General features: G+C 57.1%; 25 protein-coding genes. 15 read left to right on the top strand and 10 right to left on the bottom strand.

Going from position 1 to position 24,493, the window contains the following annotated elements:
- Positions 1-35: 35 nt before the first annotated feature.
- Positions 36-1,076: an aldo/keto reductase gene (locus ACT3IC_RS13170; protein ID WP_473477738.1), complete on the top strand. Its 1,041-nt coding sequence runs from the start codon at positions 36-38 to the stop codon at positions 1,074-1,076.
- A gap of 91 nt (positions 1,077-1,167) precedes the next feature.
- Here the strand turns inward: ACT3IC_RS13170 and ACT3IC_RS13165 are convergent, their stop codons facing one another.
- Positions 1,168-1,656, bottom strand: coding sequence for a TIGR00645 family protein (locus ACT3IC_RS13165; RefSeq protein WP_103176954.1), 489 nt, complete (start codon positions 1,654-1,656; stop codon positions 1,168-1,170).
- Positions 1,657-1,737: 81 nt separating this feature from the next.
- Entirely contained in the window at positions 1,738-2,241 is a 504-nt protein-coding gene (locus tag ACT3IC_RS13160) for an ESA_00282 family adhesion-associated protein (RefSeq protein WP_103176955.1), read from the bottom strand.
- 105 nt (positions 2,242-2,346) lie between these two features.
- On the opposite strand from ACT3IC_RS13160, the gene ACT3IC_RS13155 reads away from it, so the two are divergent.
- The 3 genes from ACT3IC_RS13155 (at position 2,347) to ACT3IC_RS13145 (ending at position 4,226) form a co-directional block, all read left to right on the top strand.
- On the top strand, positions 2,347-2,751 hold the full coding sequence (locus ACT3IC_RS13155) for a hypothetical protein (RefSeq protein WP_103176956.1): 405 nt from the start codon (positions 2,347-2,349) through the stop codon (positions 2,749-2,751).
- Entirely contained in the window at positions 2,744-3,196 is a 453-nt protein-coding gene (locus ACT3IC_RS13150) for a cytoplasmic protein (protein WP_103176957.1), read from the top strand. The genes ACT3IC_RS13155 and ACT3IC_RS13150 overlap by 8 nt, the downstream gene beginning before the upstream one ends.
- Positions 3,197-3,329: 133 nt before the next feature.
- Positions 3,330-4,226 (top strand): SDR family oxidoreductase, encoded by an 897-nt coding sequence (locus tag ACT3IC_RS13145; RefSeq protein ID WP_156655224.1) that lies wholly within the window; start codon positions 3,330-3,332, stop codon positions 4,224-4,226.
- 104 nt (positions 4,227-4,330) lie between these two features.
- Here the strand turns inward: ACT3IC_RS13145 and exbD are convergent, their stop codons facing one another.
- Positions 4,331-4,756 (bottom strand): TonB system transport protein ExbD, encoded by a 426-nt coding sequence (gene exbD / locus ACT3IC_RS13140; protein WP_103176959.1) that lies wholly within the window; start codon positions 4,754-4,756, stop codon positions 4,331-4,333.
- Between the two features lie 6 nt (positions 4,757-4,762).
- Positions 4,763-5,494 carry a tol-pal system-associated acyl-CoA thioesterase gene (exbB, locus tag ACT3IC_RS13135; protein ID WP_103176960.1) on the bottom strand — a complete coding sequence of 244 codons (732 nt, stop codon included), beginning with the start codon at positions 5,492-5,494 and terminating at the stop codon, positions 4,763-4,765.
- A gap of 251 nt (positions 5,495-5,745) precedes the next feature.
- Here exbB and metC point away from each other — a divergent pair, with 251 nt between their 5' ends.
- Together metC and yghB are read left to right on the top strand one after the other, a co-directional pair.
- On the top strand, positions 5,746-6,933 hold the full coding sequence (gene metC, locus ACT3IC_RS13130) for a cystathionine beta-lyase (RefSeq protein ID WP_103176961.1): 1,188 nt from the start codon (positions 5,746-5,748) through the stop codon (positions 6,931-6,933).
- A gap of 141 nt (positions 6,934-7,074) precedes the next feature.
- A complete protein-coding gene (yghB, locus tag ACT3IC_RS13125) occupies positions 7,075-7,734 on the top strand; it encodes a DedA family general envelope maintenance protein YghB (protein WP_103176962.1) in 660 nt (219 codons plus the stop codon).
- 88 nt (positions 7,735-7,822) lie between these two features.
- Here yghB and ACT3IC_RS13120 read toward each other — a convergent pair whose 3' ends face one another.
- Entirely contained in the window at positions 7,823-8,722 is a 900-nt protein-coding gene (locus ACT3IC_RS13120; RefSeq protein WP_473477733.1) for an AraC family transcriptional regulator, read from the bottom strand.
- 195 nt (positions 8,723-8,917) lie between these two features.
- On the opposite strand from ACT3IC_RS13120, the gene yqhD reads away from it, so the two are divergent.
- Positions 8,918-10,081, top strand: a complete 1,164-nt coding sequence (yqhD, locus tag ACT3IC_RS13115) for an alcohol dehydrogenase (RefSeq protein WP_103176964.1) — start codon at positions 8,918-8,920, stop codon at positions 10,079-10,081.
- Positions 10,082-10,186: 105 nt separating this feature from the next.
- Positions 10,187-11,014 carry a 2,5-didehydrogluconate reductase DkgA gene (dkgA, locus tag ACT3IC_RS13110; protein ID WP_103176965.1) on the top strand — a complete coding sequence of 276 codons (828 nt, stop codon included), beginning with the start codon at positions 10,187-10,189 and terminating at the stop codon, positions 11,012-11,014.
- A 90-nt stretch (positions 11,015-11,104) separates the two neighbouring features.
- Here dkgA and ACT3IC_RS13105 read toward each other — a convergent pair whose 3' ends face one another.
- Positions 11,105-13,279, bottom strand: coding sequence for a YgiQ family radical SAM protein (locus ACT3IC_RS13105; protein ID WP_103176966.1), 2,175 nt, complete (start codon positions 13,277-13,279; stop codon positions 11,105-11,107).
- A 205-nt stretch (positions 13,280-13,484) separates the two neighbouring features.
- Here ACT3IC_RS13105 and ACT3IC_RS13100 point away from each other — a divergent pair, with 205 nt between their 5' ends.
- Positions 13,485-14,978 (top strand): TrkH family potassium uptake protein, encoded by a 1,494-nt coding sequence (locus ACT3IC_RS13100; RefSeq protein ID WP_197431823.1) that lies wholly within the window; start codon positions 13,485-13,487, stop codon positions 14,976-14,978.
- 39 nt (positions 14,979-15,017) lie between these two features.
- Here the strand turns inward: ACT3IC_RS13100 and ftsP are convergent, their stop codons facing one another.
- The 4 genes from ftsP to ACT3IC_RS13080 all read right to left on the bottom strand — a co-directional run bounded on the left by ftsP (position 15,018) and on the right by ACT3IC_RS13080 (position 20,129).
- Complete coding sequence (gene ftsP / locus ACT3IC_RS13095) at positions 15,018-16,430, bottom strand: cell division protein FtsP (RefSeq protein ID WP_103176967.1); 1,413 nt, start codon at positions 16,428-16,430, stop codon at positions 15,018-15,020.
- A 58-nt stretch (positions 16,431-16,488) separates the two neighbouring features.
- Positions 16,489-17,226, bottom strand: coding sequence for a 1-acylglycerol-3-phosphate O-acyltransferase (gene plsC, locus ACT3IC_RS13090; protein ID WP_103180982.1), 738 nt, complete (start codon positions 17,224-17,226; stop codon positions 16,489-16,491).
- Positions 17,227-17,348: 122 nt separating this feature from the next.
- The gene (parC, locus tag ACT3IC_RS13085) at positions 17,349-19,607 is read right to left on the bottom strand and encodes a DNA topoisomerase IV subunit A (RefSeq protein ID WP_103176968.1); all 2,259 of its coding nucleotides are present in this window, start codon (positions 19,605-19,607) and stop codon (positions 17,349-17,351) included.
- Positions 19,608-19,727: 120 nt separating this feature from the next.
- Positions 19,728-20,129, bottom strand: a complete 402-nt coding sequence (locus tag ACT3IC_RS13080) for a YgiW/YdeI family stress tolerance OB fold protein (RefSeq protein ID WP_103176969.1) — start codon at positions 20,127-20,129, stop codon at positions 19,728-19,730.
- Between the two features lie 139 nt (positions 20,130-20,268).
- Between ACT3IC_RS13080 and qseB the strand changes: the two genes are divergently transcribed.
- The 6 genes from qseB to ACT3IC_RS13050 all read left to right on the top strand — a co-directional run bounded on the left by qseB (position 20,269) and on the right by ACT3IC_RS13050 (position 24,491).
- Complete coding sequence (gene qseB / locus ACT3IC_RS13075) at positions 20,269-20,928, top strand: quorum sensing response regulator transcription factor QseB (protein WP_263950268.1); 660 nt, start codon at positions 20,269-20,271, stop codon at positions 20,926-20,928.
- Complete coding sequence (gene qseC / locus ACT3IC_RS13070; RefSeq protein WP_325941822.1) at positions 20,925-22,274, top strand: quorum sensing histidine kinase QseC; 1,350 nt, start codon at positions 20,925-20,927, stop codon at positions 22,272-22,274. Before qseB ends, qseC begins: the two co-directional genes overlap by 4 nt.
- 106 nt (positions 22,275-22,380) lie before the next feature.
- On the top strand, positions 22,381-22,962 hold the full coding sequence (locus tag ACT3IC_RS13065) for an NAD(P)H-dependent oxidoreductase (protein WP_473477728.1): 582 nt from the start codon (positions 22,381-22,383) through the stop codon (positions 22,960-22,962).
- A gap of 29 nt (positions 22,963-22,991) precedes the next feature.
- Entirely contained in the window at positions 22,992-23,306 is a 315-nt protein-coding gene (locus ACT3IC_RS13060; RefSeq protein ID WP_473477725.1) for a putative quinol monooxygenase, read from the top strand.
- A gap of 193 nt (positions 23,307-23,499) precedes the next feature.
- On the top strand, positions 23,500-23,940 hold the full coding sequence (lysM, locus tag ACT3IC_RS13055) for a peptidoglycan-binding protein LysM (protein WP_103176973.1): 441 nt from the start codon (positions 23,500-23,502) through the stop codon (positions 23,938-23,940).
- A 20-nt stretch (positions 23,941-23,960) separates the two neighbouring features.
- Positions 23,961-24,491 (top strand): hypothetical protein, encoded by a 531-nt coding sequence (locus ACT3IC_RS13050; protein WP_371816533.1) that lies wholly within the window; start codon positions 23,961-23,963, stop codon positions 24,489-24,491.
- Positions 24,492-24,493 lie beyond the last annotated feature (2 nt).

The following is a 24,493-nucleotide window of genomic DNA, read 5'->3' as shown; positions in this document are numbered from 1 at the left end:
TGTTTCGAAAATCAATCACTAAGAAAGGAGACATCATGCCCTGGAACGCCTCCCCTGACCGCTACGAGACGATGCAGTACCGTTACTGCGGTAAAAGCGGCCTGCGTTTACCCGCCCTGTCACTCGGCCTGTGGCACAGCTTCGGCCACGTCCACGCCCTCGACTCACAGCGCGCCCTGCTGCGAAAAGCCTTCGATTGCGGCATCACCCATTTCGATCTCGCCAATAACTATGGCCCACCGCCGGGCAGCGCGGAGGAAAATTTTGGCCGCCTGCTGCGCGATGATTTCGCGGCTTATCGCGACGAACTGATTATCTCCACCAAAGCGGGCTATGGCATGTGGCCGGGGCCTTACGGTGCGGGCGGTTCGCGCAAGTATCTGCTCGCCAGCCTCGATCAAAGCCTCAAGCGGATGGGGCTGGACTACGTGGATATCTTCTATTCACACCGGGTCGATGAAAACACGCCAATGGAGGAGACCGCTTCTGCGCTGGCGCAGGCGGTGCAGAGCGGGAAAGCGCTCTACGTAGGCATATCCTCATATTCGCCGGAGCGGACCCAGAAAATGGCGGAGCTGCTGCGCGAGTGGAAAATTCCGCTGCTTATCCACCAGCCCTCATACAACTTGCTTAACCGCTGGGTGGACAAGAGCGGCTTACTGGATACCCTGGCCGCTAACGGCACCGGCTGCATCGCCTTTACGCCGCTGGCCCAGGGGCTGTTGACCGGAAAATACCTGAACGGCATTCCTGACGGCTCCCGCATGCAGCGTGAGGGCAAAAAGGCGCGCGGCCTGACGGAAAATATGCTGACCGAAGCCAACCTGAACAGCCTGCGTTTGCTCAATGAGATGGCCCAGGCGCGCGGACAGACGATGGCGCAGATGGCGCTGAGCTGGCTGCTGAAAGATGAGCGTGTCACCTCGGTACTGATTGGCGCCAGCCGGACGGAGCAGCTGGAGGAGAATGTGCAGGCGCTGAATAACCTGCACTTTAGCGAAGAGGAGCTGCAGCGGATTGACCAGCATGTGGCCGACGGGCAGCTGAATCTGTGGCAAGCCTCTTCGGATAAATAATTTCAGAGGATAGTGTCGGGTGGCGCTGCGCTTACCCGACCTACAGACTCCCCGTAAGCCTGATAAGCGCAGCGCCATCAGGCGTTTTGTCTTATTTGCGGCTCAGCTTGTCCAGATATCCCATCACAAATGCCGACAGCACAAACGTGAGGTGGATAATCACGTACCACATCATCTTGTTGTCAGGGATATTTTTGGCATCCATGAACACCCGCAGCAGGTGAATGGAGGAGATCGCCACAATCGACGCCGCCACTTTGTTTTTCAGCGACGACGCATCCATTTTGCCAAGCCAGCTCAGCTTCTCTTTATCCGCGGAGATATCCAGCTGCGAGACGAAATTTTCGTAGCCCGAAAACATCACCATCACCAGCAGGCCGCCCACCAGCGTCATATCCACCAGCGACAGCAAAAGCAGGATCAGGTCAGATTCAGCGATGCTGAATATATGCGGCAGAACGTGAAAAATTTCCTGAAAGAATTTAATACAGAGCGCCACCAGCGCCAGCGAGAGGCCAAAATAGACCGGAGCTAACAACCAGCGGGAGGCATACATTGCGTTTTCAAAAAAGCGTTCCATAGAGTCCTGTCTGCAAACGAAACCAGTGTGCAGTATATCGCAATGGCCCAAATTGTTTGCAACAACTAAACAACAGATCCCCTACACTTGCTCAGGCTTTACCACCGGGCGCTGATACTCAGGCCACACCAGCACCACCAGCGAGGGATACGCCTCCAGGCTGAACTCGCGAAAACACTGGCGCAGGTTCATCACCTCCAGATCGGTGTGCGACACTTTTTCGCCGTTCAGGCAGCGCTTCTTAATATTGTCGTAATATTTGTAGACCGCCGAGTTAAGATCGCTGCAACGACGCTGCGCCTCAAACAGGTCAGGAATGCTATTTATTTCCACCATATTCATTCGTTTAATTGTGGCATGGAGGAAATCAATATATTCATGGTTAACGCGCCAGTACCAAACCGGGGTAATCGCATTCATTAACACAGAAAAATGGTCTTCGCCCTCTTCTTTTGACATCCGCTCCGGCTGAGGCGGGACGTGCGCGCTCCCCACATCGCTACTTTTATTGAACTCGCGCATCAATAAAAGAACTACGGCGGTAAGCAATAACAAAGTAATGACAGTATAAAAAATGCTGTTCATATAGGCAGGCTCCATTTTTTTTGATTTTAAATTTGCCTCATGTTATTGTCAACGAATCTCACACTCCAGACAACCCTACCCCGTTGAAATTAAAGGAAATATAAAATGTTGCCCGACAATCTGGTTCCGGCCAAGTTTCACATTTCTTCCGTGGAACCAAAACCGCCAGAAGCAGAAAGCAATGCCAATTTCACTAAGGGGAAAAGAACACTCGCTGATTACGCGCCAGATATATTAATTGGCGTTACCCGTACCGGTAACTCCCGCAATATGTTGCTTGAAGAGCACGATCGGCATATTAAAGACCGGTTATTTCGGGTAGTTAAAATCGAGGTGTTCGCCCGGCTGCTGAATGATTTGCAGGCGGAGGGGGAAATAGATGCCCAGGCACTAAGTCAAATATTGGCGGAAAAAACCGATGAGATTAACGAAGCCGGTAATGAAATCTGGTTGAATCTTATTACCTGCGAAAAAAACACGCCTGTGTTTTATACGCTAGAGGATGAATAACGTGAAGGATGTTGATAACAACAACGTTTATTTAGCTTTAGATGACAAAAAAAGCGATGAATTTATCTTAGAGCAAAACCTTGCCGCGCTTAAAGAGATTAAAAACGCTGAAATACAAAGAATTGCTAAAGATCTGCTCTCCATTCCGGCGGGCCTGGTGCGTCTGAAATGGCAGAATCGCCGTGAAATTTATCCATTGCAGGTAAAAGAAGAGATCTATGGCGCGACAATAAACGCCATTATGCAACAGCGTCCGGATTTAAAAGAAAAAATACTGGCGCGCCTGGAAACCAATTATCAATATATTCTGGCACGTGAAACCGCGACCCTGCGCGTCACCCGTAAGCTGGCTGATGAAGGCTATCGCACCACCAGCGTGACCACCGTTGCGCTGAATGAAGAGGTGCTGGCCGCCAAAGCGGACATTCCACCGCAAAAGCCGTAACCTCTCGCCGAACCCTGCCGTCTCGCCTGTTTCTGATCAGCCCATTTCTTTTAAGGATTATACTGAATAATCCTCACAGCCCAGTTGATTCTCCTAAGCTTAAAGTCTGATTAACCCCTCAAGGAGAACACCTATGGCAAACTCTCAGAGCAAAATTCAGGATCCGACAACCCAGTACTACACCGGCGAATATCCCAAGCAGAAACAGCCTGTACCGGGGCTGCAGAGCAAGATGGACCCGGTGCCGGACTGCGGCGAAAAGAGCTATAAAGGCAGCGGCAGACTACAGGATCGTAAGGCACTGGTGACAGGGGGCGATTCCGGGATTGGACGCGCTGCCGCCATCGCTTACGCGCGTGAAGGAGCAGATGTCGCCATTAACTATCTGCCCGCCGAAGAAGAGGACGCCCAGCAGGTTAAGCAGCTTATTGAAGAGGCCGGGCGCAAAGCGGTGCTCATCCCTGGCGACCTGAGCGATGAACAATTTGCCCGCTCGCTGGTACATAAAGCCCATCAGGAGCTGGGTGGGCTGGACGTGCTGGCGCTGGTAGCCGGTAAGCAGGTGGCGGTGGAGAAGATTGCCGATATCACCACCGAGCAGTTTAAGCAGACCTATGCCGTGAACGTGCTGGCTCTGTTCTGGATTACCCAGGAGGCACTGCCGCTGCTGCCCGCCGGGTCGAGCATTATCACCACCTCCTCGATTCAGGCCTATCAGCCGAGCCCGCATCTGCTGGACTATGCTTCCACTAAAGCGGCTATTCTCAACTTCAGCCGCGGGCTGGCGAAACAGGTGGCTGAGACCGGCGTGCGCGTCAACGTGGTAGCCCCTGGTCCTATCTGGACGGCGCTGCAAGTCTCCGGCGGTCAGCCTCAGGAGAAGCTCCCGCAGTTTGGTCAGCAGACGCCGATGAAGCGCGCAGGGCAGCCTGCGGAGCTGGCGCCGGTCTATGTCTATCTGGCAAGTCAGGAGTCCAGCTACGTGACCGCAGAAGTGCACGGCGTGTGCGGTGGGGAACATTTAGGCTGATGGTGCAGTGCCGGGTGGCGGCTTCGCCTTACCCGGCCTACGTTTCGCATGCAGGCGCCATCCGGCAAATACAAAAACGGCAACCCGTGGGTTGCCGTTTCTCTTTATTTCGCCGCCGCTTTCTCTTCGCCGACGAGACCAATTTTCAGGTAACCCGCCTGGTGCAGCGTGTCCATTACCTTCATCATGGTTTCGTAATCGACCGTCTTATCGGCGCGGAAGAAGACGGTAGTCTCTTTCTTGCCTTCGGTCAGGGCGTTCAGCGCCGGGATCACCGACTCATCGGTCACCGGATCGTTGCCGAGGAACATAGATTTATCGGCTTTTACAGAGAGATAAATCGGTTTTTCCGGGCGCGGCTGCGGCTGACTGGATGACGCAGGCAGATTCACCTTCACGTCTACGGTCGCCAGCGGCGCCGCCACCATGAAGATAATCAGCAGAACCAGCATAACGTCGATAAACGGCGTCACGTTGATTTCGTGCATTTCGCCGTTATCGTCCAGATTTTCATTAAGACGCATTGCCATGACGAATCAACCTACGTGAAATTTCTGAGCAGAACGAATCGGCTTAGCCGAGCTGGCGCTGAGATCCAGATCGCGGCTTTGCAGCAGCAGGACCTGAGCGGCAACGTCGCCGAGGGTCGCTTTGTAGCTGCCAATCATACGGGCGAAGACGTTATAGATCACGACTGCCGGGATTGCCGCCACCAGACCAATGGCTGTTGCCAGCAGCGCTTCGGCGATGCCGGGCGCCACAACCGCGAGGTTGGTGGTTTGCGTCTGGGCGATGCCGATAAAGCTGTTCATGATGCCCCAGACGGTACCGAACAGACCGACGAACGGCGAAATCGCGCCGATGGTCGCCAGGTAACCGTTACCCCGTCCCATATGACGGCCAACGGCCGCAACGCGACGCTCAAGGCGGAAGCCGGTACGCTCTTTAATCCCTTCGTTGTCTTCACTGCCTGCAGAAAGTTCGAGCTCGTTCTGCGCTTCGTTGATTAACAGGGTGGTCAGGCTCTTCGCCTGGAAGGAGGCGGCCATGTCGCTCGCCTGATTCAGGGTACGGGCTTCGGCCAGCTGCTGCTGCTCGCGCTTAAGGCGGCGTTTATGGGAAAGAAGCTCTACGCTCTTGCTAAAGAAAATAGCCCAGGTGACGACAGACGCCAGAATCAGGCCGATCATGACAATCTTCACCACGATGTCGGCATGATGATACATACCCCAGACGGAGAGGTCCGTCTGCATCAAATTATTACCCACTCGGTATCTCCAGGACGCAAATCACAAAATCTGAGCATAATAATATCAAAACAACGTCGAATTGATAGTAGTTCTCATTAGTATTTACATAGTGCCGTAAATTCGTTTCATTTTCCTTGCGCTTACGCAGGAAAAATTTCCCGGAAACAAATTTTAAAAAATTTTCCGCTGAACCCACTACCGTTAAGGTGACCATTTTTACTTTCGTGATAGTCTGGACGTCCAGACGTATAAAAACAGGTTGCGCAGACATGAAAGAGAAGCATCTTGATACCACCCTTGTCCAGGCGGGACGCAGTAAAAAATATACCCTTGGTTCCGTGAACAGCGTCATCCAGCGCGCCTCGTCGCTGGTGTTTGATACCGTGGAGGCGAAAAAGCACGCCACCCGTAACCGGGCCAACGGTGAACTGTTTTACGGGCGTCGCGGCACGCTGACCCACTTCTCGTTACAGGAAGCGATGTGCGAGCTGGAGGGCGGCGCGGGCTGTGCGCTCTTCCCCTGCGGTGCCGCGGCGGTGGCCAATACCATTCTGGCGTTCGTTGAGCAGGGCGACCATATCCTGATGACCAACACCGCCTACGAGCCAAGCCAGGACTTCTGCACCAAAATCCTCAGCAAGCTGGGGGTCACTACCGACTGGTTCGATCCGCAGATTGGCGCGAACATCGCCGAGCTGATCCAGCCCAACACCCGGATTGTGTTCCTGGAATCACCCGGCTCTATCACCATGGAAGTGCATGATGTGCCAGCCATTGTGCAGGCGGTACGCAGCAAAGCGCCGGACGCTATCATCATGATTGATAACACCTGGGCGGCAGGGGTGCTGTTTAAGGCGCTCGATTTTGGTATCGACATCTCGATTCAGGCGGCGACGAAGTACCTGATTGGCCACTCTGACGGGATGATTGGTACCGCGGTTTCCAACGCCCGCTGCTGGGAGCAGCTGCGCGAGAACGCCTATCTGATGGGCCAGATGGTGGATGCCGACACCGCCTATATGACCAGCCGCGGCTTGCGTACCCTCGGCGTGCGTCTGCGTCAACATCATGAAAGCAGCGTGCAGATTGCACAGTGGCTGGCGCAGCATCCCCAGGTGGCGCAGGTTAACCATCCGGCACTGCCGGGCAGCGTCGGACATGAATTCTGGCAACGTGACTTTACGGGCAGCAGCGGTCTGTTCTCCTTTGTGCTTAATAAACGCCTGAGCAATGACGAGCTCGCCGCTTACCTGGATAACTTCTCGCTGTTCAGCATGGCCTACTCCTGGGGCGGCTTTGAATCGCTGATCCTGCCGAACCAGCCAGAGCAGATTGCGGCCCTGCGTCCCGGCGGCAAAGTGGACTTTACCGGCACCCTGATCCGCCTGCATATCGGCCTGGAAAACGTCGACGATTTGATTGCCGATCTGCAAGCCGGGTTTGCGCGCATTGAATAGCGCAGGGCCACAAACACACTCCGCGGACACTTTTCTCTCCATTAGCTGCAGAAAAGTCTGATTTGTTGCGTCTGCGATCAAAGCCCGCCGACGAAATAGGGAGTACAATAGCCTTATATATGCTGTTCCACAGGAAAGCCCATGGCTGTTATTCAAGATATTATCGCTGCACTCTGGCAACACGACTTTGCAGCGCTGGCGGACCCGCACGTGGTTGGGATTGTCTATTTCGTTATGTTCGCCACATTGTTTCTGGAAAACGGGTTACTGCCCGCCTCCTTTTTACCGGGGGACAGTCTGCTGCTGCTGGCAGGGGCGTTAATCGGTAAAGGGGTGATGGACTTTACCCCCACGATGGTGATCCTCACCTCAGCCGCCAGCCTGGGCTGCTGGCTCAGCTATTTGCAGGGCCGCTGGCTCGGCAATACGCGGGTGGTCAAAAGCTGGCTGGCGCAGCTGCCGCATAAATACCATCAGCGGGCGAACTGCATGTTTGACAGGCATGGCCTGCTGGCGCTGCTGGTCGGGCGTTTTCTGGCCTTTGTGCGTACGCTGCTGCCAACCATGGCTGGCATCTCCGGGCTCTCTAACCGCCGCTTCCAGTTCTTTAACTGGCTGAGCGCGCTGCTGTGGGTCGGGGTCGTGACCACTTTTGGCTATGCGCTGAGTATGATCCCGTTCGTTAAACGCCATGAAGATCAGGTCATGACCTTCCTGATGATCCTGCCTATTTTCCTGCTGGTCGCAGGGCTGGTAGGAACCATCGTGGTGGTGATCCGTAAGAAGTACTGCAACGCCTGAGGCGCTGCTGTCGTTGTAGCCCCGGTAAGCGTAGCGCCTCCGGGGAAAAGCGCCGGGCGGCACTGCGTTTGCCCGGCCTACATGTCAATCACATCCCCTGCATCATCCGCATCCGCGCCGCATCTTCCCCCGGCGTCACGCCAAAGTAGCGCTTGAACTCCCGGCTGAACTGCGAGGCGCTTTCATAGCCTACCCGCAGCGCGGCGGCGCTGGCTTTCATACCATCGTGGATCATCATCATCCGCGCCTTATGCAGGCGGTAGCTCTTGAGATACTGCAGCGGCGAGGTGCTGGTTACCGACTTAAAGTTATGGTGGAACGCCGAGACGCTCATGTTGGCCTCAGCCGCCAGCTGATCCACGCTCAGGTTTTCGGTGTACTGGCTCTCGATGCGTTTCAACACCCGGCCAATCAGGCTGAAATGGGTCTGACGGCTGACCAACGCCAGCAGCGCCCCGCCGCCTGGCCCCAGCAGGATGTGGTAGAGGATTTCACGCACGATCTGCTTACCCAGAATCCGCGCGTCCAGCGGCCGCTCCATCACGTCCAGCAGACGTTCAATGGCGCAGAGGATCTCATCCGTCAGCGTGGCGGAGTTGATGCCGCTCGCCGCCATCGACGGGCGAAACAGTTCGTCCTCGCCAATGTCCATCAGCAGTTCCTGCAGTTGCAGAATATCGATATTTAAGCGAATACCTGCCAGCGGTACCGCCTCTGTCGCGAAAGTTTCACATTCAAAGGGTAAAGGTACTGTCAGGAGCAGATATTCGTTGGGGTCGTAACGAAATACTCGCTCGTTGATGTAGCCAATTTTGTGGCCAGAAAAGAGAAAAATGATACCCGGCTGATACATCACCGGCGTGCGGGCGTAGGGCTGAGTCCCATACAGCAGACGAACATCCGGCAGCAGCGTATCAAGATAATTTTCATTATTTTTCAGTTTCTTAATTTGTTCCGTTAGCTGCTGGCAGACGGCTTCACGTTTCATCTTCTCTCACTCCGGGTACGTTTTCCGACACCTGCAGTGTGCGCATTTTTTCCTGTTTTCTCCAGCACTGTGTAGAAATGGGCAAGACAACGGCAGGAATGTGCATTGAGAGGAGCGCGTGCGCTCGCCACAATGAGCACCATCAGGCAGCCCTCTGTGCCGCCCCGTTTTTTCACCCACCAAAGGGAACGAACAATGAACAATTTTAATCTGCATACCCCAACCCGCATCCTGTTTGGTAAAGGCGCCATCGCCGATCTGCGCGAGCAGATCCCGGCCAACGCCCGCGTCCTGATTACCTATGGCGGCGGTAGCGTGAAGAAGAATGGCGTCCTGGATCAGGTTTACTCCGCGCTGGAAGGCATGGACGTGCGCGAGTTCAGCGGCATTGAGCCAAACCCCTCTTACGAAACGCTGATGAAGGCGGTGAAAATCGCCCGTGACGAGCAGATCACCTTCCTGCTGGCGGTGGGTGGCGGCTCGGTGCTGGACGGCACCAAGTTCATTGCCGCGGCGGCCCATTATGATGAAACCATCGACCCGTGGCACATCCTGCAAACCGGCGGCAGCGACATTAAGAGCGCCATTCCGATGGGCTCCGTACTGACCCTGCCGGCGACCGGCTCCGAATCCAATAAAGGCGCGGTGATCTCCCGTAAAACCACCGGCGACAAGCAGGCCTTTATGAACGAGCACGTGCAGCCGGTGTTTGCGGTGCTGGATCCGGTCTACACCTACACCCTGCCGCCGCGTCAGGTGGCGAACGGCGTGGTGGATGCCTTTGTCCATACCGTTGAGCAGTACGTTACTTACCCGGTAAACGCGAAGATTCAGGATCGTTTCGCCGAGGGCATTCTGCTGACCCTGATCGAAGATGGCCCGCTGGCGCTGAAAGAGCCAGAAAACTACGAAGTGCGCGCCAACGTGATGTGGGCCGCCACCCAGGCGCTGAACGGCCTGATTGGTGCCGGCGTGCCGCAGGACTGGGCGACCCATATGCTGGGCCATGAGCTGACGGCGATGCACGGCCTCGATCATGCCCAGACCCTGGCTGTGGTTCTGCCTGCGCTGTGGAATGAAAAACGCGACACCAAACGTGGCAAGCTGCTGCAGTACGCTGAGCGCGTCTGGGGTATTACTGCCGGTTCTGAAGATGAGCGTATCGATGCGGCCATCGCTGCCACCCGCAACTTCTTCGAGCAGCTGGGTGTCCCGACGCGTCTCTCCGGCTATGGTCTGGATGGCAGTTCCATCCCTGCCCTGCTGGCAAAACTCGAGGAGCACGGCATGACGCAAATCGGGGAACATCATGACATTACTCTCGATGTAAGCCGCCGTATTTACGAGGCCGCTCGCTAACTGATTTTACGCGATTGCCTTCCGTTTTTCGGCATTTAGGCCAGGCTTAATGCACATACGCCACCAGGGGATCACTCCTGGTGGATGTCCAATGAAGGAGGAAAAATGGCAAACCAAACCGTAATCAAGCTTCAGGATGGCAACGTAATGCCCCAGTTGGGGCTCGGCGTATGGAAAGCCGGTAACGACGAGGTCGTCTCCGCCATTCATAAAGCACTGGAAGTCGGCTATCGCTCCATTGATACCGCTGCCGCCTACAAAAATGAGGAGGGCGTCGGCAAGGCCCTTGCCAGCGCTGGCGTACCCCGCGATGAGCTGTTCATTACGACCAAGCTGTGGAACGACGACCAGAAGCGTCCGGCAGAAGCCCTCCAGGAGAGCCTGGACAAGCTGCAGCTCGATTTTGTCGATCTCTATCTGATGCACTGGCCGGTTCCGGCTATCGACCATTACGTCGAGGCCTGGAAAGGGATGATTGAGCTGCAAAAAGCCGGGCTGATAAAAAGCATCGGGGTCTGTAATTTCCAGGTCCACCATCTGCAACGGCTGATCGATGAGACGGGCGTCGCCCCGGTGATCAACCAGATTGAGCTGCACCCGCTGATGCAGCAGCGCCAGCTTCATTCATGGAATGCGACCCACAAAATTCAGACCGAATCCTGGAGCCCGCTGGCTCAGGGCGGCGAAGGGGTCTTCGATCAGAAAATTATCCGCGATCTGGCCGATAAGTACGGCAAAACCCCGGCACAGATTGTTATTCGCTGGCATCTGGACTGCGGTCTGGTGGTGATCCCGAAATCGGTCACCCCGTCGCGCATCGCTGAGAACTTCAACGTGTGGGATTTCCGCCTGGATAAAGATGAACTGGGTGAAATTGCGAAGCTGGATAAAGGCAAGCGTTTAGGCCCGGATCCGGACCAGTTTGGCGGTTAGTAAAAAGCCGGGTGGCGGCTTCGCCTTACCCGGCCTACGTTCAGACTTGTAGGCCCGGTAAGCGCAGCGCCACCGGGCTTTTTTACAGGCTTAACCGGCCTTACGTTTTACACTCTTCTTCGTGCTCGCCCCACCGTTCGAACGCTGATGCACAATTGGCGTGTGCTTGGTCAGGGCCGGACGTGTATTGCGGTTCTGGCGGCGCGCTTCGCGCATCTCTTCAACCGTTGGCGCAGGTACCAGACAGTCGCGGCGTGAGCCAATCAGGTGCTTTTTGCCCATCTCTTCCAGCGCCTGGCGGATCAGCGGCCAGTTTTTCGGATCGTGATAACGCAGCAGGGCTTTATGCAGGCGACGCTGTTTGTCCCCCTTCGGCACCACCACATCCTCACTCTTATAGCCAATCTTACTCAGCGGGTTTTTGCCGGTGTAATACATGGTGGTTGAGTTCGCCAGCGGCGACGGATAGAAGTTCTGCACCTGATCCAGACGGAAGCGACGCTGCTTCAGCCACAGGGCCAGGTTCACCATGTCTTCGTCACGCGTGCCCGGGTGCGCGGAGATAAAGTACGGGATCAGGTACTGCTCTTTCCCGGCCTGCTTCGAATAGGTATCGAACAGCTCTTTAAAGCGATCGTAGCTCCCCATCCCCGGCTTCATCATCTTCGATAATGGCCCCTCTTCGGTATGCTCCGGGGCGATCTTCAGGTAGCCGCCCACATGGTGGGTCGCCAGCTCTTTGATGTAGCGCGGATCTTCCACGGCGATGTCATAACGCACCCCGGAAGCGATGAGGATCTTCTTGATGCCCTTCAGATCGCGGGCACGACGGTACAGGTTGATCGTCGGCTCATGGTTGGTGTCCATATGTTCGCAAATGCTCGGATAGACACAGGAGAGACGACGGCAGGTCTGCTCCGCGCGCGGCGACTTACAGCGCAGCATGTACATGTTGGCGGTTGGGCCACCCAGATCGGAGATGACGCCGGTAAAGCCCGGCACCGTGTCGCGAATGGCTTCGATCTCGTTGACGATAGAGTCTTCAGAGCGGCTCTGAATAATGCGCCCTTCATGCTCGGTGATCGAACAGAAAGAGCAGCCCCCGAAGCAGCCACGCATGATGTTGATCGAGAAGCGGATCATCTCATACGCCGGGATACGGCTGTTGCCGTATGACGGGTGCGGCACGCGCTTGTACGGCAGCGCAAATACGCTGTCCATCTCTTCGGTAGAGAGCGGGATCGCCGGCGGGTTTACCCAGATGTAGCGCTCACCGTGCTTTTGCATCAGCGCACGGGCACAGCCCGGGTTGGTTTCGTGGTGCAGAATACGGGACGCATGCGCGTAGAGCACCTTGTCGCTTTTTACCTTCTCAAAGGATGGCAGCAGCACGTAGGTCTTTTCCCACGGCTTCGGACGCGGCGGCTGCACCACGATGGCTTTTGCTTCGGCTTTCTTCGGCGCAACCGGCTTATTATCCGCACACGGCAGATCTTCGCCGTATGGATGCGGGATCGGATCGATTTTGCCCGGCATATCGATGATACGGGAATCCACCCCTTTCCAGCCCGGCAGCGCCTCTTTCACCATGATGGCGGTGTTACGCACGTCGCGGATGTCGCCCACTGGTTCGCCCTGCGCCAGACGATGCGCCACTTCCACCAGCGGACGCTCGCCGTTGCCGAAGATCAGCATGTCGGCTTTGGAGTCCACCAGCACCGAACGGCGCACGGTATCAGACCAGTAGTCGTAGTGCGCGGTACGGCGCAGGCTCGCTTCGATACCCCCCAGGATAACCGGTACATCTTTCCAGGCCTCTTTGCAGCGCTGGGTGTAGACGAGGGTTGCGCGATCCGGACGCTTGCCCGCCACGTTATCCGCGGTGTAGGCGTCGTCGTGACGCAGCTTGCGGTCGGCGGTGTAGCGGTTGATCATCGAGTCCATGTTGCCCGCGGTAACGCCGAAGAAGAGGTTAGGCTTACCGAGGCGCATAAAATCATCTTTGCTGTTCCAGTCAGGCTGGGCAATGATCCCGACGCGGAAGCCCTGGGCTTCGAGCATGCGACCGCAGATCGCCATACCAAAGCTCGGATGATCGACGTAAGCGTCACCCGTCACCAGGATAATGTCGCAGCTGTCCCAGCCAAGTTGGTCCATCTCTTCACGAGACATCGGCAGGAAAGGCGCCGGTCCAAAGCAGGCCGCCCAGTACTGCGGCCAGGAGAAGAGGTCACGATCCGGCTGGATCAGGGAAATTGCGCTCATAATGCTTCCGAAGAAAAAATAATCAAAGGGCGGCGATTATACGCTGTTCTTCTGCAATAAATGAAGTGGGGAACGCGCCAAAATGGCGCCAGGTTAACGAAACTTCCACAAGCGCTGTAAACAACCTGCTAGAATGCCGCGCGCTGACGAATAACCGCTTTACTACGCAGGATTTTTAGCCCGTTTTTGCTCAGCAAAAACGGCCATGACGGGGAATGACACTTTGCGAGGCAGCCACTCTTCTCAGGTTTCCCAGCTACAGGTTGTGATGCATCTGTGCGGGTTTTTGGTGTTGCTTTATAGCTTCTCGATGCTGCCGCCGATGGCCATCGCGCTGGCAAATAAAGAGCGCAGCTATATCGCCTTTTTGAGCACCTTCGTGACCTTTTTTACCCTCGGAGGCGGCACCTGGCTGATGACCAAACATGCCGGGATCCAGCTGCGCACCCGCGACGGGTTTGTGATTATCGTACTGTTCTGGTTCCTCTTTTCGCTGATTAGCGCCATGCCGCTGTGGATGGATGACGCGCAGAAACTCTCGCTGGCGGATGCGCTTTTTGAAGGGGTATCGGGGATCACCACCACCGGGGCTACGGTGATTGGCGACGTCAGCGCCCTGCCAAAATCGTATCTCTACTATCGCGCGCAGCTCAATTTTATCGGCGGCCTTGGGGTCATCGTGCTGGCGGTGGCGGTGCTGCCGTTTCTCGGCATTGGCGGCATGAAGCTTTATCAGTCTGAAATGCCAGGACCGTTTAAAGAGGAGCGCCTCACTCCCCGGCTGGCGGATACCTCACGCACTCTCTGGCTCACCTATCTGCTGCTGGGGCTAACCTGCACGCTGGCCTACTGGCTTGCGGGGATGTCGTTCTTCGACGCGCTGTGCCACGGGCTCTCAACCGTCTCCCTCGGCGGCTTCTCCACCCGTTCGGAGAGTATCGGTTTTTACGACAGCCATGCCGTGGAGCTGGTCGCCGGGCTGTTCTCCCTGCTCTCCGCTTTCAACTTTACCCTCTGGTATGTGGCCATCACCCGCCGCACGCTGAAGCCGTTTCGCCGTAACCAGGAGCTAAAGTTCTTTCTGATTGCCGCGGCCATCATCATTTTGATCACCGCCTGGCAGGTATGGCATGCAGGGATGTACAACATCCCTGACAGTCTGGTGCATGCCTTTTTTCTTGCCAGCTCGATGATGACCGATAATGGCCTGTCGACCGGGGACTATGCCCAGTGGCCCGCACACACCATCTTTTTACTGTTACTGGCCAGCTTCTTCGGCGGCTGCATCGGCTCCACCTGCGGCGGGATCAAGGCGCTGCGTTTTCTGATCATGTTCAAACAGTGCCGCCAGGAGCTGCACCAGCTTGGCCATCCACGCGCCCTTTTGCCGGTGCGCATCGGTAAAAGCGTGGTCAACGAGCGCGTACTGCGTTCGGTCTGGAGCTTCTTTTTTCTCTACGTCCTGTTTACCGCCTTTTTTATCTGGGCGCTGAATCTGATGGGGTACGATCTGTTCACCTCCTTCGCCACGGTCGCCGCCTGCATCAACAATATGGGGCTGGGATTCGGTGAAACTGCGTCAACGTTCGGTACGCTGACGGAAGGGGCAAAATACCTGATGTGCGTGGCGATGATTCTGGGGCGTCTGGAGATCTATCCGATACTGATCCTCTGCTCGCGCTTCTTCTGGCGGGCCTAGAAACAACACGCCCGGCAGAGGATGCCGGGCGGGAGAGAATTACGGGGCCGGATTTACCAGCAGCTGCCCCACCGAGCCGCGATCCGCCATCTCCAGCGTCTGGCTGTGGAACAGGAACGGGAAGTGCGGCCAGGAAGGCTGCCCGTAATAGACCAGCAGTTCCACCTGCCCGTCGACCCAGACGGTATCCTTCCAGCCTCTGTCTTCCGGGAACGGCATGGCGCCGTTGACGTTGCGGATAAGGAAACTCACCCCTTCGATATGGAACGACTGCGGCCTGTCGGCGCGCACCGTCCAGCGCTCCCAGGAGCCCTGCTGGGCGGTGATATCGATGCGGTTCACATCCCACAGCTGGCCGTTAATGCCCGGATCGTCGCCAAGGCTGATATCCCGGCTGCGCACCGGCGTACCGCTCAGGATCTCCTCCGACAGCAGGCGCATCGGCAGGGTATCGGTCACCAGCGGCAGCAGGCCGGTTGGACGCAGGGTTAACACCAGCGTCGAAACCAGAATGCTCGACGGCTCAAAGAAACCGCGCAGACGATCAACAATGCCCGCCGCCTCGCCACAGGTGATTGACACCTCTTCGCCGTTGGTCATATCCACCAGGATTTCGCGTCGCTCGCCCGGCGCCAGCGCCAGCTGTTTAACCGACACCGGAGCCGGTAAAAAGCCCTGATCCCCGGCAATGACGTGCAGCGCGCGGCCATCGCTCATCTGCAGTTGATAGCGACGCGAGTTGGAGGCATTCAGCAGACGCAGGCGTACCCAGCCGCGTGACACCTCGACATAGGGGCTTTGCGCGCCGTTGACCAGCAGCGTATCACCCACAAAACCGCCGCTGCCCGGCTCGCTGTACTCCGGCGTACCGAAATTATCCAGCCGCTTGTCCTGAATGATGAGCGGGAAGTCATCCACCCCGTAGTGGTTCGGGATCGGCAGGGATTTACTGACCTCATCCTCTATCAGCCACATCCCGGCCAGACCGTTGTAGACCTGCTGCGCGGTGCGGTTTGGGGTGTTGGCGTGATACCAGAGGGTCGCGGCGCGCTGGCGGACCGGCAGAACCGGTGCCCAGTCGGCGCTTGCGGACATCATGCGCGGCGCACCGCCCAGCAGCGGGCCCGGCACCTGCATCCCGCTGATGGTCATGGCGACGTTCTCCGCCAGGCGGTTGCTGTAGATCAGTTTGACGTCATCGCCGCTCCAGACGCGCACCGTCGGGCCGAGGTAGCGTCCGTTGATGCCCCAGACCGAAGCCCGGGTACCCTGAGTGAACGACCAGTGGGCGCGCTGTAGCGTCAGAAACAGCGGCTGCCCGCGGCGGGATTCCAGTAACGGCGGAATGGGCAGCGGCTGCTGCTGCCCGGCGGCGTTTGCCCTCAGCGGAACCGCGCCTGCACAAAGGGCGATCCCCGATGCCTGAATAAACTGACGGCGACTGAGTGACATAATGGCTCCATCTATAAACGCACTAACACACGGGAATTCGTTTTCCCTTTAAGCCGGCTTAAACCTTGCCAGCAGCTTCTCGCTCTGCGACTTCTTTATCGAGCTCAGCGATTTTATTCAGCATTAATTCGCGGCAATGTGCCGCCAGCTCGCGTACCTGGTCTTTGCCATATTTACTGACATCGACCGGCGGCAGCATCTCTACGATGACCAGACCGTTACGCAGACGATTCAGGTTTATCTTATTCGATGTGTTGGAAACACACACTGGAATAATCGGTACGCCTGCCGCAATTGCGGCATGAAATGCGCCAGTTTTGAACGGCAGCAGGCCACGACCCCGGCTGCGGGTCCCTTCCGGGAACATCCAGATAGAGATCTTGCGCTTTTTGAAGTGGTTCACCACCTCGGCAATCGTGCCGTGCGCTTTGGCCCGGTTGTTGCGGTCAATCAGCAGGTTGCCGGTGAGCCAGTAGAGCTGGCCGAAGAACGGGATCCACAGCAGGCTTTTCTTGCCCACGGTGACGGTTGGCGGCTGCACGATTTTCGCTGCGGTCACCATATCGTAGTTATTCTGGTGGTTACCGATATAGATAGCGTTACCAAATTTCTCTGCCCCTTCCGGCAGACGCGTTTCCACCTTCAGGCCAAACAGCGGCGCCAGACGGGCAAACATGTGGCCAAAGGTGGCAACGTGTTTTGGATTACGCGGGCTGAACAGGCAGTAAACAGAGCCGAAGATACAGACCAGAATGCAGTAGATAACGGCAAGAATGGTTCGAACAATTAATAGCATAGCGACCTCAAAAACCCCTGACAGTTGGCGATTATACTGCAACTGTGAGCGGGTAACTCCTTTGTTTCTATAACGGATGTTTTTCACGAGTCCCCCTCCTGAGCGGAGGGGGAGGTGCTCTGTTACGCTTCGTTGTCGCCCGATGTCGCGCGGTGTGGAGAGTCGATCTCTACACGGTCAATGCGCTGCAAGCCACGCATCAGCGATCCTTTGCGTCCACGTTCGCCCACCACTTTCTGCAGCTCTTCCGGGCGCAGCTTGATTTTGCGTTTACCCACATGGATGGTCAACGTGCTCTGCGGCGGCAGAATAAAGAGGTGCGCCAGGCTGTCTTCCCCTTTTGCCGCATCCGCCGCAGCGATGTTGATGATCTTGTTGCCTTTGCCTTTCGACAGCTGCGGCAGATCGCTGAGCGGGAACATCAGCATGCGGCCCGCGGCGGAGATCGCCAGCAGCATGTCGTTCTCGTCTTCAATCACCAGCGGGGCCATGACCCGGGCGTTATCCGGCAGGCTAATCAACGCTTTGCCCGCACGGTTGCGCGAGATCAGATCGTTAAAGGTACAGATGAAGCCGTAACCCGCATCGGAGGCCATCAGCAGTTTCTGCTCATCACCTTCCATCAGCATATGCTCGACGGTCGCCCCTGGCGGCAGCGTCAGCTTGCCGGTGAGCGGCTCGCCCTGCCCGCGCGCTGACGGCAGCGTAATCGGGTCGATGGCGTAGCTACGCCCGGTGGTGTCGATAAAGGCCACCGGCTGGTTGCTCTTGCCCTTCACGGCGGCTTTGAAGCTGTCGCCCGCTTTGTAACTCAGACCCGGCGCGTCGATATCATGACCTTTGGCGCTACGCACCCAGCCGCTTTGTGACAGCACAATGGTCACCGGCTCGGACGGCTGCATGTCATGCTCGCTCATCGCTTTCGCTTCTTCACGCTCGTGCAGCGGAGAGCGACGCTCATCGCCGAAGGCATCGGCGTCAGCCTGCAGCTCTTTCTTCAGCAGGTTGTTCATCTTGCGTTCGGAGGCGAGGATCGCCTGCAGCTGATCGCGCTCTTTTTCCAGCTCGTTCTGCTCACCGCGAATTTTCATCTCTTCCAGCTTCGCGAGATGGCGCAGTTTCAGCTCGAGGATCGCTTCCGCCTGGGTTTCGCTGATTCCAAAGCGCGACATCAGGGCTGGCTTCGGCTCATCCTCGGTACGGATGATCTCAATCACTTCGTCGATGTTGAGGAACGCCACCAGCAAACCTTCAAGGATATGCAGGCGCTTAAGCACTTTCTCCAGACGGTGATTCAGACGACGGCGCACCGTATCGCGGCGGAACGTCAGCCATTCGGTGAGGATCTCCAGCAGGTTTTTCACCGCCGGACGGCCATCCAGCCCGATCATGTTCAGGTTGATACGGTAGCTTTTTTCCAGATCGGTGGTGGCGAACAGGTGATTCATCACCGGCTCCATATCCACACGGTTGGAACGCGGCACGATCACCAGACGGGTCGGGTTTTCGTGGTCGGATTCATCGCGCAGATCGTCCACCATCGGCAGCTTTTTATTGCGCATCTGGGCGGCGATCTGCTCCAGCACCTTCGCGCCCGAGACCTGGTGCGGCAGCGCGGTAATCACCACCGCGCCATCCTCTTTGGTCCACACCGCGCGCATACGCACCGAGCCGCGACCGTTCTGGTAGATTTTGCGGATTTCCGCGCGGGAGGTGATGATCTCCGCTTCGGTCGGGAAGTCCGGCCCCTGCACGATATCCAGCAGATCGTCCAGCGTGGTCTTCGGCTGTTCAATCAGGGTAATGGCCGCTTTCGCCACTTCACGCAGGTTGTGCGGCGGGATATCCGTCGCCATCCCGACGGCAATACCGGTGGTGCCGTTCAGCAGAATGTTCGGCAGACGCGCAGGCAGCATTTTCGGCTCCTGCAGCGTACCGTCGAAGTTGGGTACCCACTCCACGGTGCCCTGGCCCAGCTCGCTGAGCAGCAGTTCGGCATATTTTGAGAGACGGGATTCGGTATAACGCATCGCCGCGAACGACTTCGGATCGTCCGGCGCACCCCAGTTCCCCTGGCCGTCGACCAGCGGATAGCGGTAGGAGAACGGCTGGGCCATCAACACCATCGCTTCATAACAGGCGCTGTCGCCGTGCGGATGGTATTTACCCAGCACGTCACCCACGGTACGGGCGGATTTTTTAAACTTGGCGCTGGCATTCAGTCCCAGCTCAGACATCGCATAAACGATGCGGCGCTGAACGGGTTTCAGGCCATCTCCGATAAACGGCAACGCCCTGTCCATGATGACGTACATGGAGTAGTTCAGGTAGGCGTTTTCCGTGAATTCATGTAGCGCGAGGCGCTCTGCCATATCGCTCATTAAATGGGATTCCTCAACTCAGAAACCAGTTGGTTTCAGGCAATATTGCCGCAGATACTACCTTATCTGGCGAGTCGAGTCACAAAGAAAAAGGGGCCGGAATAGCGGCCCCTTGATGGGTTATTTATTCAGCTTGATAACCTGTTTCACGTCGATTTCGAAATCGTTCCACTCTTTATCGACCTTGCCCTGCAGCTCAACCTTATCCTGCGGCGTAATGGTCTGGCCGTTCCAGTGTTTATTGTCGATCTCCACCGTTACCGTGCCGCTCTCATCACGGAAGGTATAACGGTCGTCAGAGAGGCGCTCGGTAATCGTCCCGCGCAGTTTCACCCAGCTGTCATCCTTCATATCCTTGACCTTCTGCGCCGTGGTGAGGTTAGCGTCATTATCGACAAACCCGCCCTGCTGGGTTTGCGTCTGGGTTGCCGTCGCGGATGGGCCATTAAATCCCCCCTGTGCCGCAAACACCGGCGCGGAGGTGATCATCATGATGGCAGCAATAGCAGCGATTTTTTTCATCTTAACTCTCCCTTTAATGTCGTTTCGCAATCCATTAAACAGGGTAAACCTTAACAACTTCTTAAGCGGAAAATTTAAATTTTTTTACTGTACAGCTGTGCGTAACAGAGGGTTTACTGACGGCATCAGGGAGGGAAACATGCGCATTTTACTGGTAGAAGATGACAGGCTGATTGGCGATGGCATTAAAGCCGGGCTGACGAAAATGGGCTTTTGCGTGGACTGGTTCACCGACGGCGAAACGGGCCGTGCGGCGCTCTACAGTGCCCCCTACGACGCCGTGGTACTCGACCTGACGCTGCCCGGCCTCGACGGGCTACAAATCCTGCGCGAATGGCGGGCACAGGGGCGCGACGAACCGGTGCTGATATTAACCGCGCGGGATGCGCTCGATCAGCGCGTCGAGGGGCTGCGCCAGGGGGCTGACGATTATCTCTGTAAACCCTTCGCCCTGATTGAGGTGGCTGCCCGTCTGGAGGCGCTGGTGCGCCGCAGCCACGGGCAGGCGCACAGCGAACTGCGCCACGGTAAGATCACGCTCAATCCCACCAGCCTCGTCGCCACCCTGAACGGCGAAACTCTGGTGCTGAAGCCGAAAGAGTTTGCCCTGCTGGAACTCCTGATGCGCAACGCAGGCCGCGTCCTGCCGCGGAAGCTGATTGAAGAGAAGCTCTATACCTGGGATGACGACGTCTCCAGCAACGCCATAGAAGTCCACATACACCATCTGCGCCGCAAGCTCGGCAGCGATGTTATCCGCACCGTGCACGGCATCGGTTATACCCTGGGTGACGCATGAAACTGACCCAACGCCTCAGCCTCAAGCTGCGCCTGACGCTGCTGTTCTTAGCCCTGTCGCTGACGGCGTGGTTTGCCGCGAGCATCGTCGCCTGGCACCAGACCACCGATAAGCTCGATAAGCTGTTTGACACTCAGCAGATGCTGTTTGCCAAAAGGCTGCTGACCATGGATCTCGACGAGCTCAAAGCCCCGGAACGCATGCGCGAGGTGCCGAAAAAAGCCCGTCACGGCCATCTGGATGACGATGCGCTGGCCTTCGCCATCTACACCCCCGAGGGCAAAATGGTGCTTAACGACGGCGAAAACGGACGCGACATTCCGTACCACTATCGCCGGGAGGGCTTCGACAACGGGCGGCTGGACGACGATAACGACGAATGGCGATTCCTCTGGCTCACCGCCCCGGACGGCAAATACCGGGTGGTAGTGGGCCAGGAGCGGGAGTACCGTCAGGAGATGGCGCTGGACGTGGTGCGATCGCAGCTCACGCCGTGGCTGGTGGCGCTGCCGGTGATGCTGCTGTTGCTTATCGTCTTGCTGAGCCGGGAACTGCACCCGCTGAAAAAGCTGGCGCAAACCCTGCGCCTTCGCTCACCGGATGCCACTGACCGCCTGCCGACCCACGGCGTGCCCGTTGAGGTTCGCCCGCTGCTTGATGCGCTGAATCATCTTTTCGCCCGCACCCAGGAGATGATGGCCCGCGAGCGCCGCTTTACCTCCGATGCCGCCCACGAACTGCGCAGCCCCCTCACCGCCCTGAAAGTGCAGACCGACGTGGCGCAGCTGTCGCTGGACGATCCTGAGGCGCAGGGCAAAGCGCTGAACCAGCTACACGCCGGTATCGACCGGGCATCGCGGCTGGTTGAGCAGCTCCTGACCCTGTCGCGCCTGGATTCACTGGAGAGCCTCGATGACGTGGAATCCCTGGTGCTGGCCGATGTTCTCCAGTCAGCGGTGATGGCGATCTACTCTCCGGCGCAGCAGGCCGGGATCGAGATGCGCCTGAACATCAACGCCCCGCAGGTCACCCGCCCAGGCCAGCAGCTGCTGCTGAGCCTGCTGGTGCGCAATCTGCTGGATAACGCCGTACGCTACAGCCCGCGCGGCAGTGTGGTGGAGGTTACGCTCGATAGCCGCAGTTTTACCGTCCGTGACAACGGAGCGGGCATTGCCCCCGAGGCGCTGGCGCGGATCGGCGAGCGCTTCTATCGCCCGCCAGGGCAGGACCAAACCGGCAGCGGGCTGGGGTTGTCTATCGTCAAACGGATTGCCGCCCTGCATCGAATGACGGTTACACTCGGGAATGCGCCGGACGGCGGCTTTGCCGTCACCGTCGGCTGGTAGGGAATTATTGCTGCTATAGCAAAAGACTTTGCACATTTTGCTAATTTCACCGCACCGCTGTCGCGCGTAGAATAGCCCTCAGACTCGCTACTCTGAGGACAACTTAATGAGCAATATCTTAATTATCAACGGCGCAAAAAAATTCGCCCACTCCAATGGCCAACTGAATGACACCCTGACCGAGGTCGCGGACGGCTTCCTGCGCGACGCCGGGCATGATGTTAAAGTCGTGCGCACCGACGGCGAGTACGATATCCAGGCCGAAGTGCAGAACTTCCTCTGGGCTGACGTGGTGATCTGGCAGATGCCTGGCTGGTGGATGGGCGCGCCGTGGACCGTGAAAAAGTACATGGACGATGTCTTTACCGAAGGCCACGGCGCGCTGTATGCCAGCGATGGCCGCACCCGTTCAGATGCCTCGAAAAAATATGGCTCCGGCGGTCTGATTCAGGGGAAAAAGTACATGCTTTCCCTCACCTGGAACGCCCCGATAGAAACCTTCACCGAAGAAGATCAGTTCTTCCACGGCGTGGGCGTGGACGGTGTTTATCTGCCGTTCCACAAAGCCAACCAGTTCCTGGGAATGGAGGCGCTGCCGACCTTTATCACCAACGACGTGATCAAAATGCCGGACGTGCCACGCTATATCGCAGAATATCGCAAGCATCTGGCTGAAATTTTTGCTTAACTGGTTGCATGTTATCAGGAGAAATGACCATGCTTACCGTTATTGCTGAAATTCGTACCCGTCCTGGCCAACATCACCGTCAGGCGGTGCTGGATCAGTTCGCTAAAATTATCCCGACCGTTTTAGAAGAAGCCGGCTGCCACGGCTACGCGCCGATGGTGGACACCGCCGCGGGTGTCAGCTTCCAGACCACCGCCCCCGACTCCATCGTGATGGTTGAGCAGTGGGAAACCATCGCGCACCTTGAAGCGCATCTGCAGACTCCGCACATGAAAGCGTGGAGCGAGGCGGTGAAGGGTGACGTTCTGGAAACGCATATCCGTATTCTGGAGAACGGGGTTTAACCCCTGTTTTGCCCGGTGGCGCTACGCTTACCGGGCCTACAAAACCGTAGGCCGGGCAAACGAAGTGCCGCCCGGCAATACCAACAGCACCGAATCTCAGGCCCGGTACGCATAGCGTTTCCGGGCTTTTTTTATCACCTCGAAACGCACCTGCTATGCTTACTTCTGATTTCATTGTTATCTGGAGGAAGGAATGGGAATTTTTAACTTCGTTAAAGAGGCAGGTGAAAAGCTGTGGGATAACCTGACCGATCACAAAGGTCAGAGCGATAAGGTGACTGAACACCTTAAAAAACTCAACATACCGGGCGCCGACAAAGTGCAGGTCAACGTCAACGACGGTAAGGCGGTGGTAACAGGCGACGGACTCACCCAGGAGCAGAAGGAAAAAATCCAGGTCGCGGTAGGGAACATCGCGGGCGTCAGCGAGGTGGAAAACAGCATCACTGCCACCGACACCCAACAAGAAGCCACCTACTACACGGTCAAATCGGGTGATACGCTGAGCGCTATCTCCAAAACGGTGTATGGCGATGCGTCGCAGTACAACAAAATCTTCGAAGCCAACCGCCCTATGCTCTCCAGCCCCGATAAAATTTATCCCGGCCAGACGCTGCGTATTCCAGAAGCCTGATAGCACCGCACCGAGGGAAGATGATGAAGATAGCCTGTCTGGGCTGGGGCTCGTTGATATGGAAAAGCGGCCCACTCCCCGTCGCCGGGGAGTGGAAAACTGACGGGCCATCGCTCCCCGTTGAATTTTGTCGGATCAGCGATGGCGGCGAGCTCGCCACCGCCCTCTGCATGAACGCACCTGCCGTTCCCGTGCTCTGGGCGTGGCTCAACGCGGAAACCCTGAACGTTGCCTGTCAGGCCCTGCGCGAGCGCGAAGGGATCCCTGAGGAACGTTGTGACGGTATCGGTTCGTTGCTGACTGGAGAGCGCCATACCGGCCTGCTTGCTAAATGGGCGGCTGAAAGAGGCATCGAGGCGGTGATCTGGACCGGGCTGCCACCGAGAAGCGCCTCACTGGAGGGGCGGGTGCCTACCGTGGACGAAGCGATTGTCTATCTGGACAGCCTGAGCGGCGAGGCCCGCCAGCACGCGCGGGACTATTTTGACCAGGTGCCAGCCCAAATCGACACCCCCTACCGGCGGGTAATCACTGAAGTGCTGGGGTGGTGACA

It is taken from the genome of Leclercia sp. GHBNCSD (assembly GCF_055805075.1).
The sequence above is the reverse complement of the archived record's forward strand: the minus strand, read 5'-3'. Positions and strand labels throughout refer to the sequence as shown.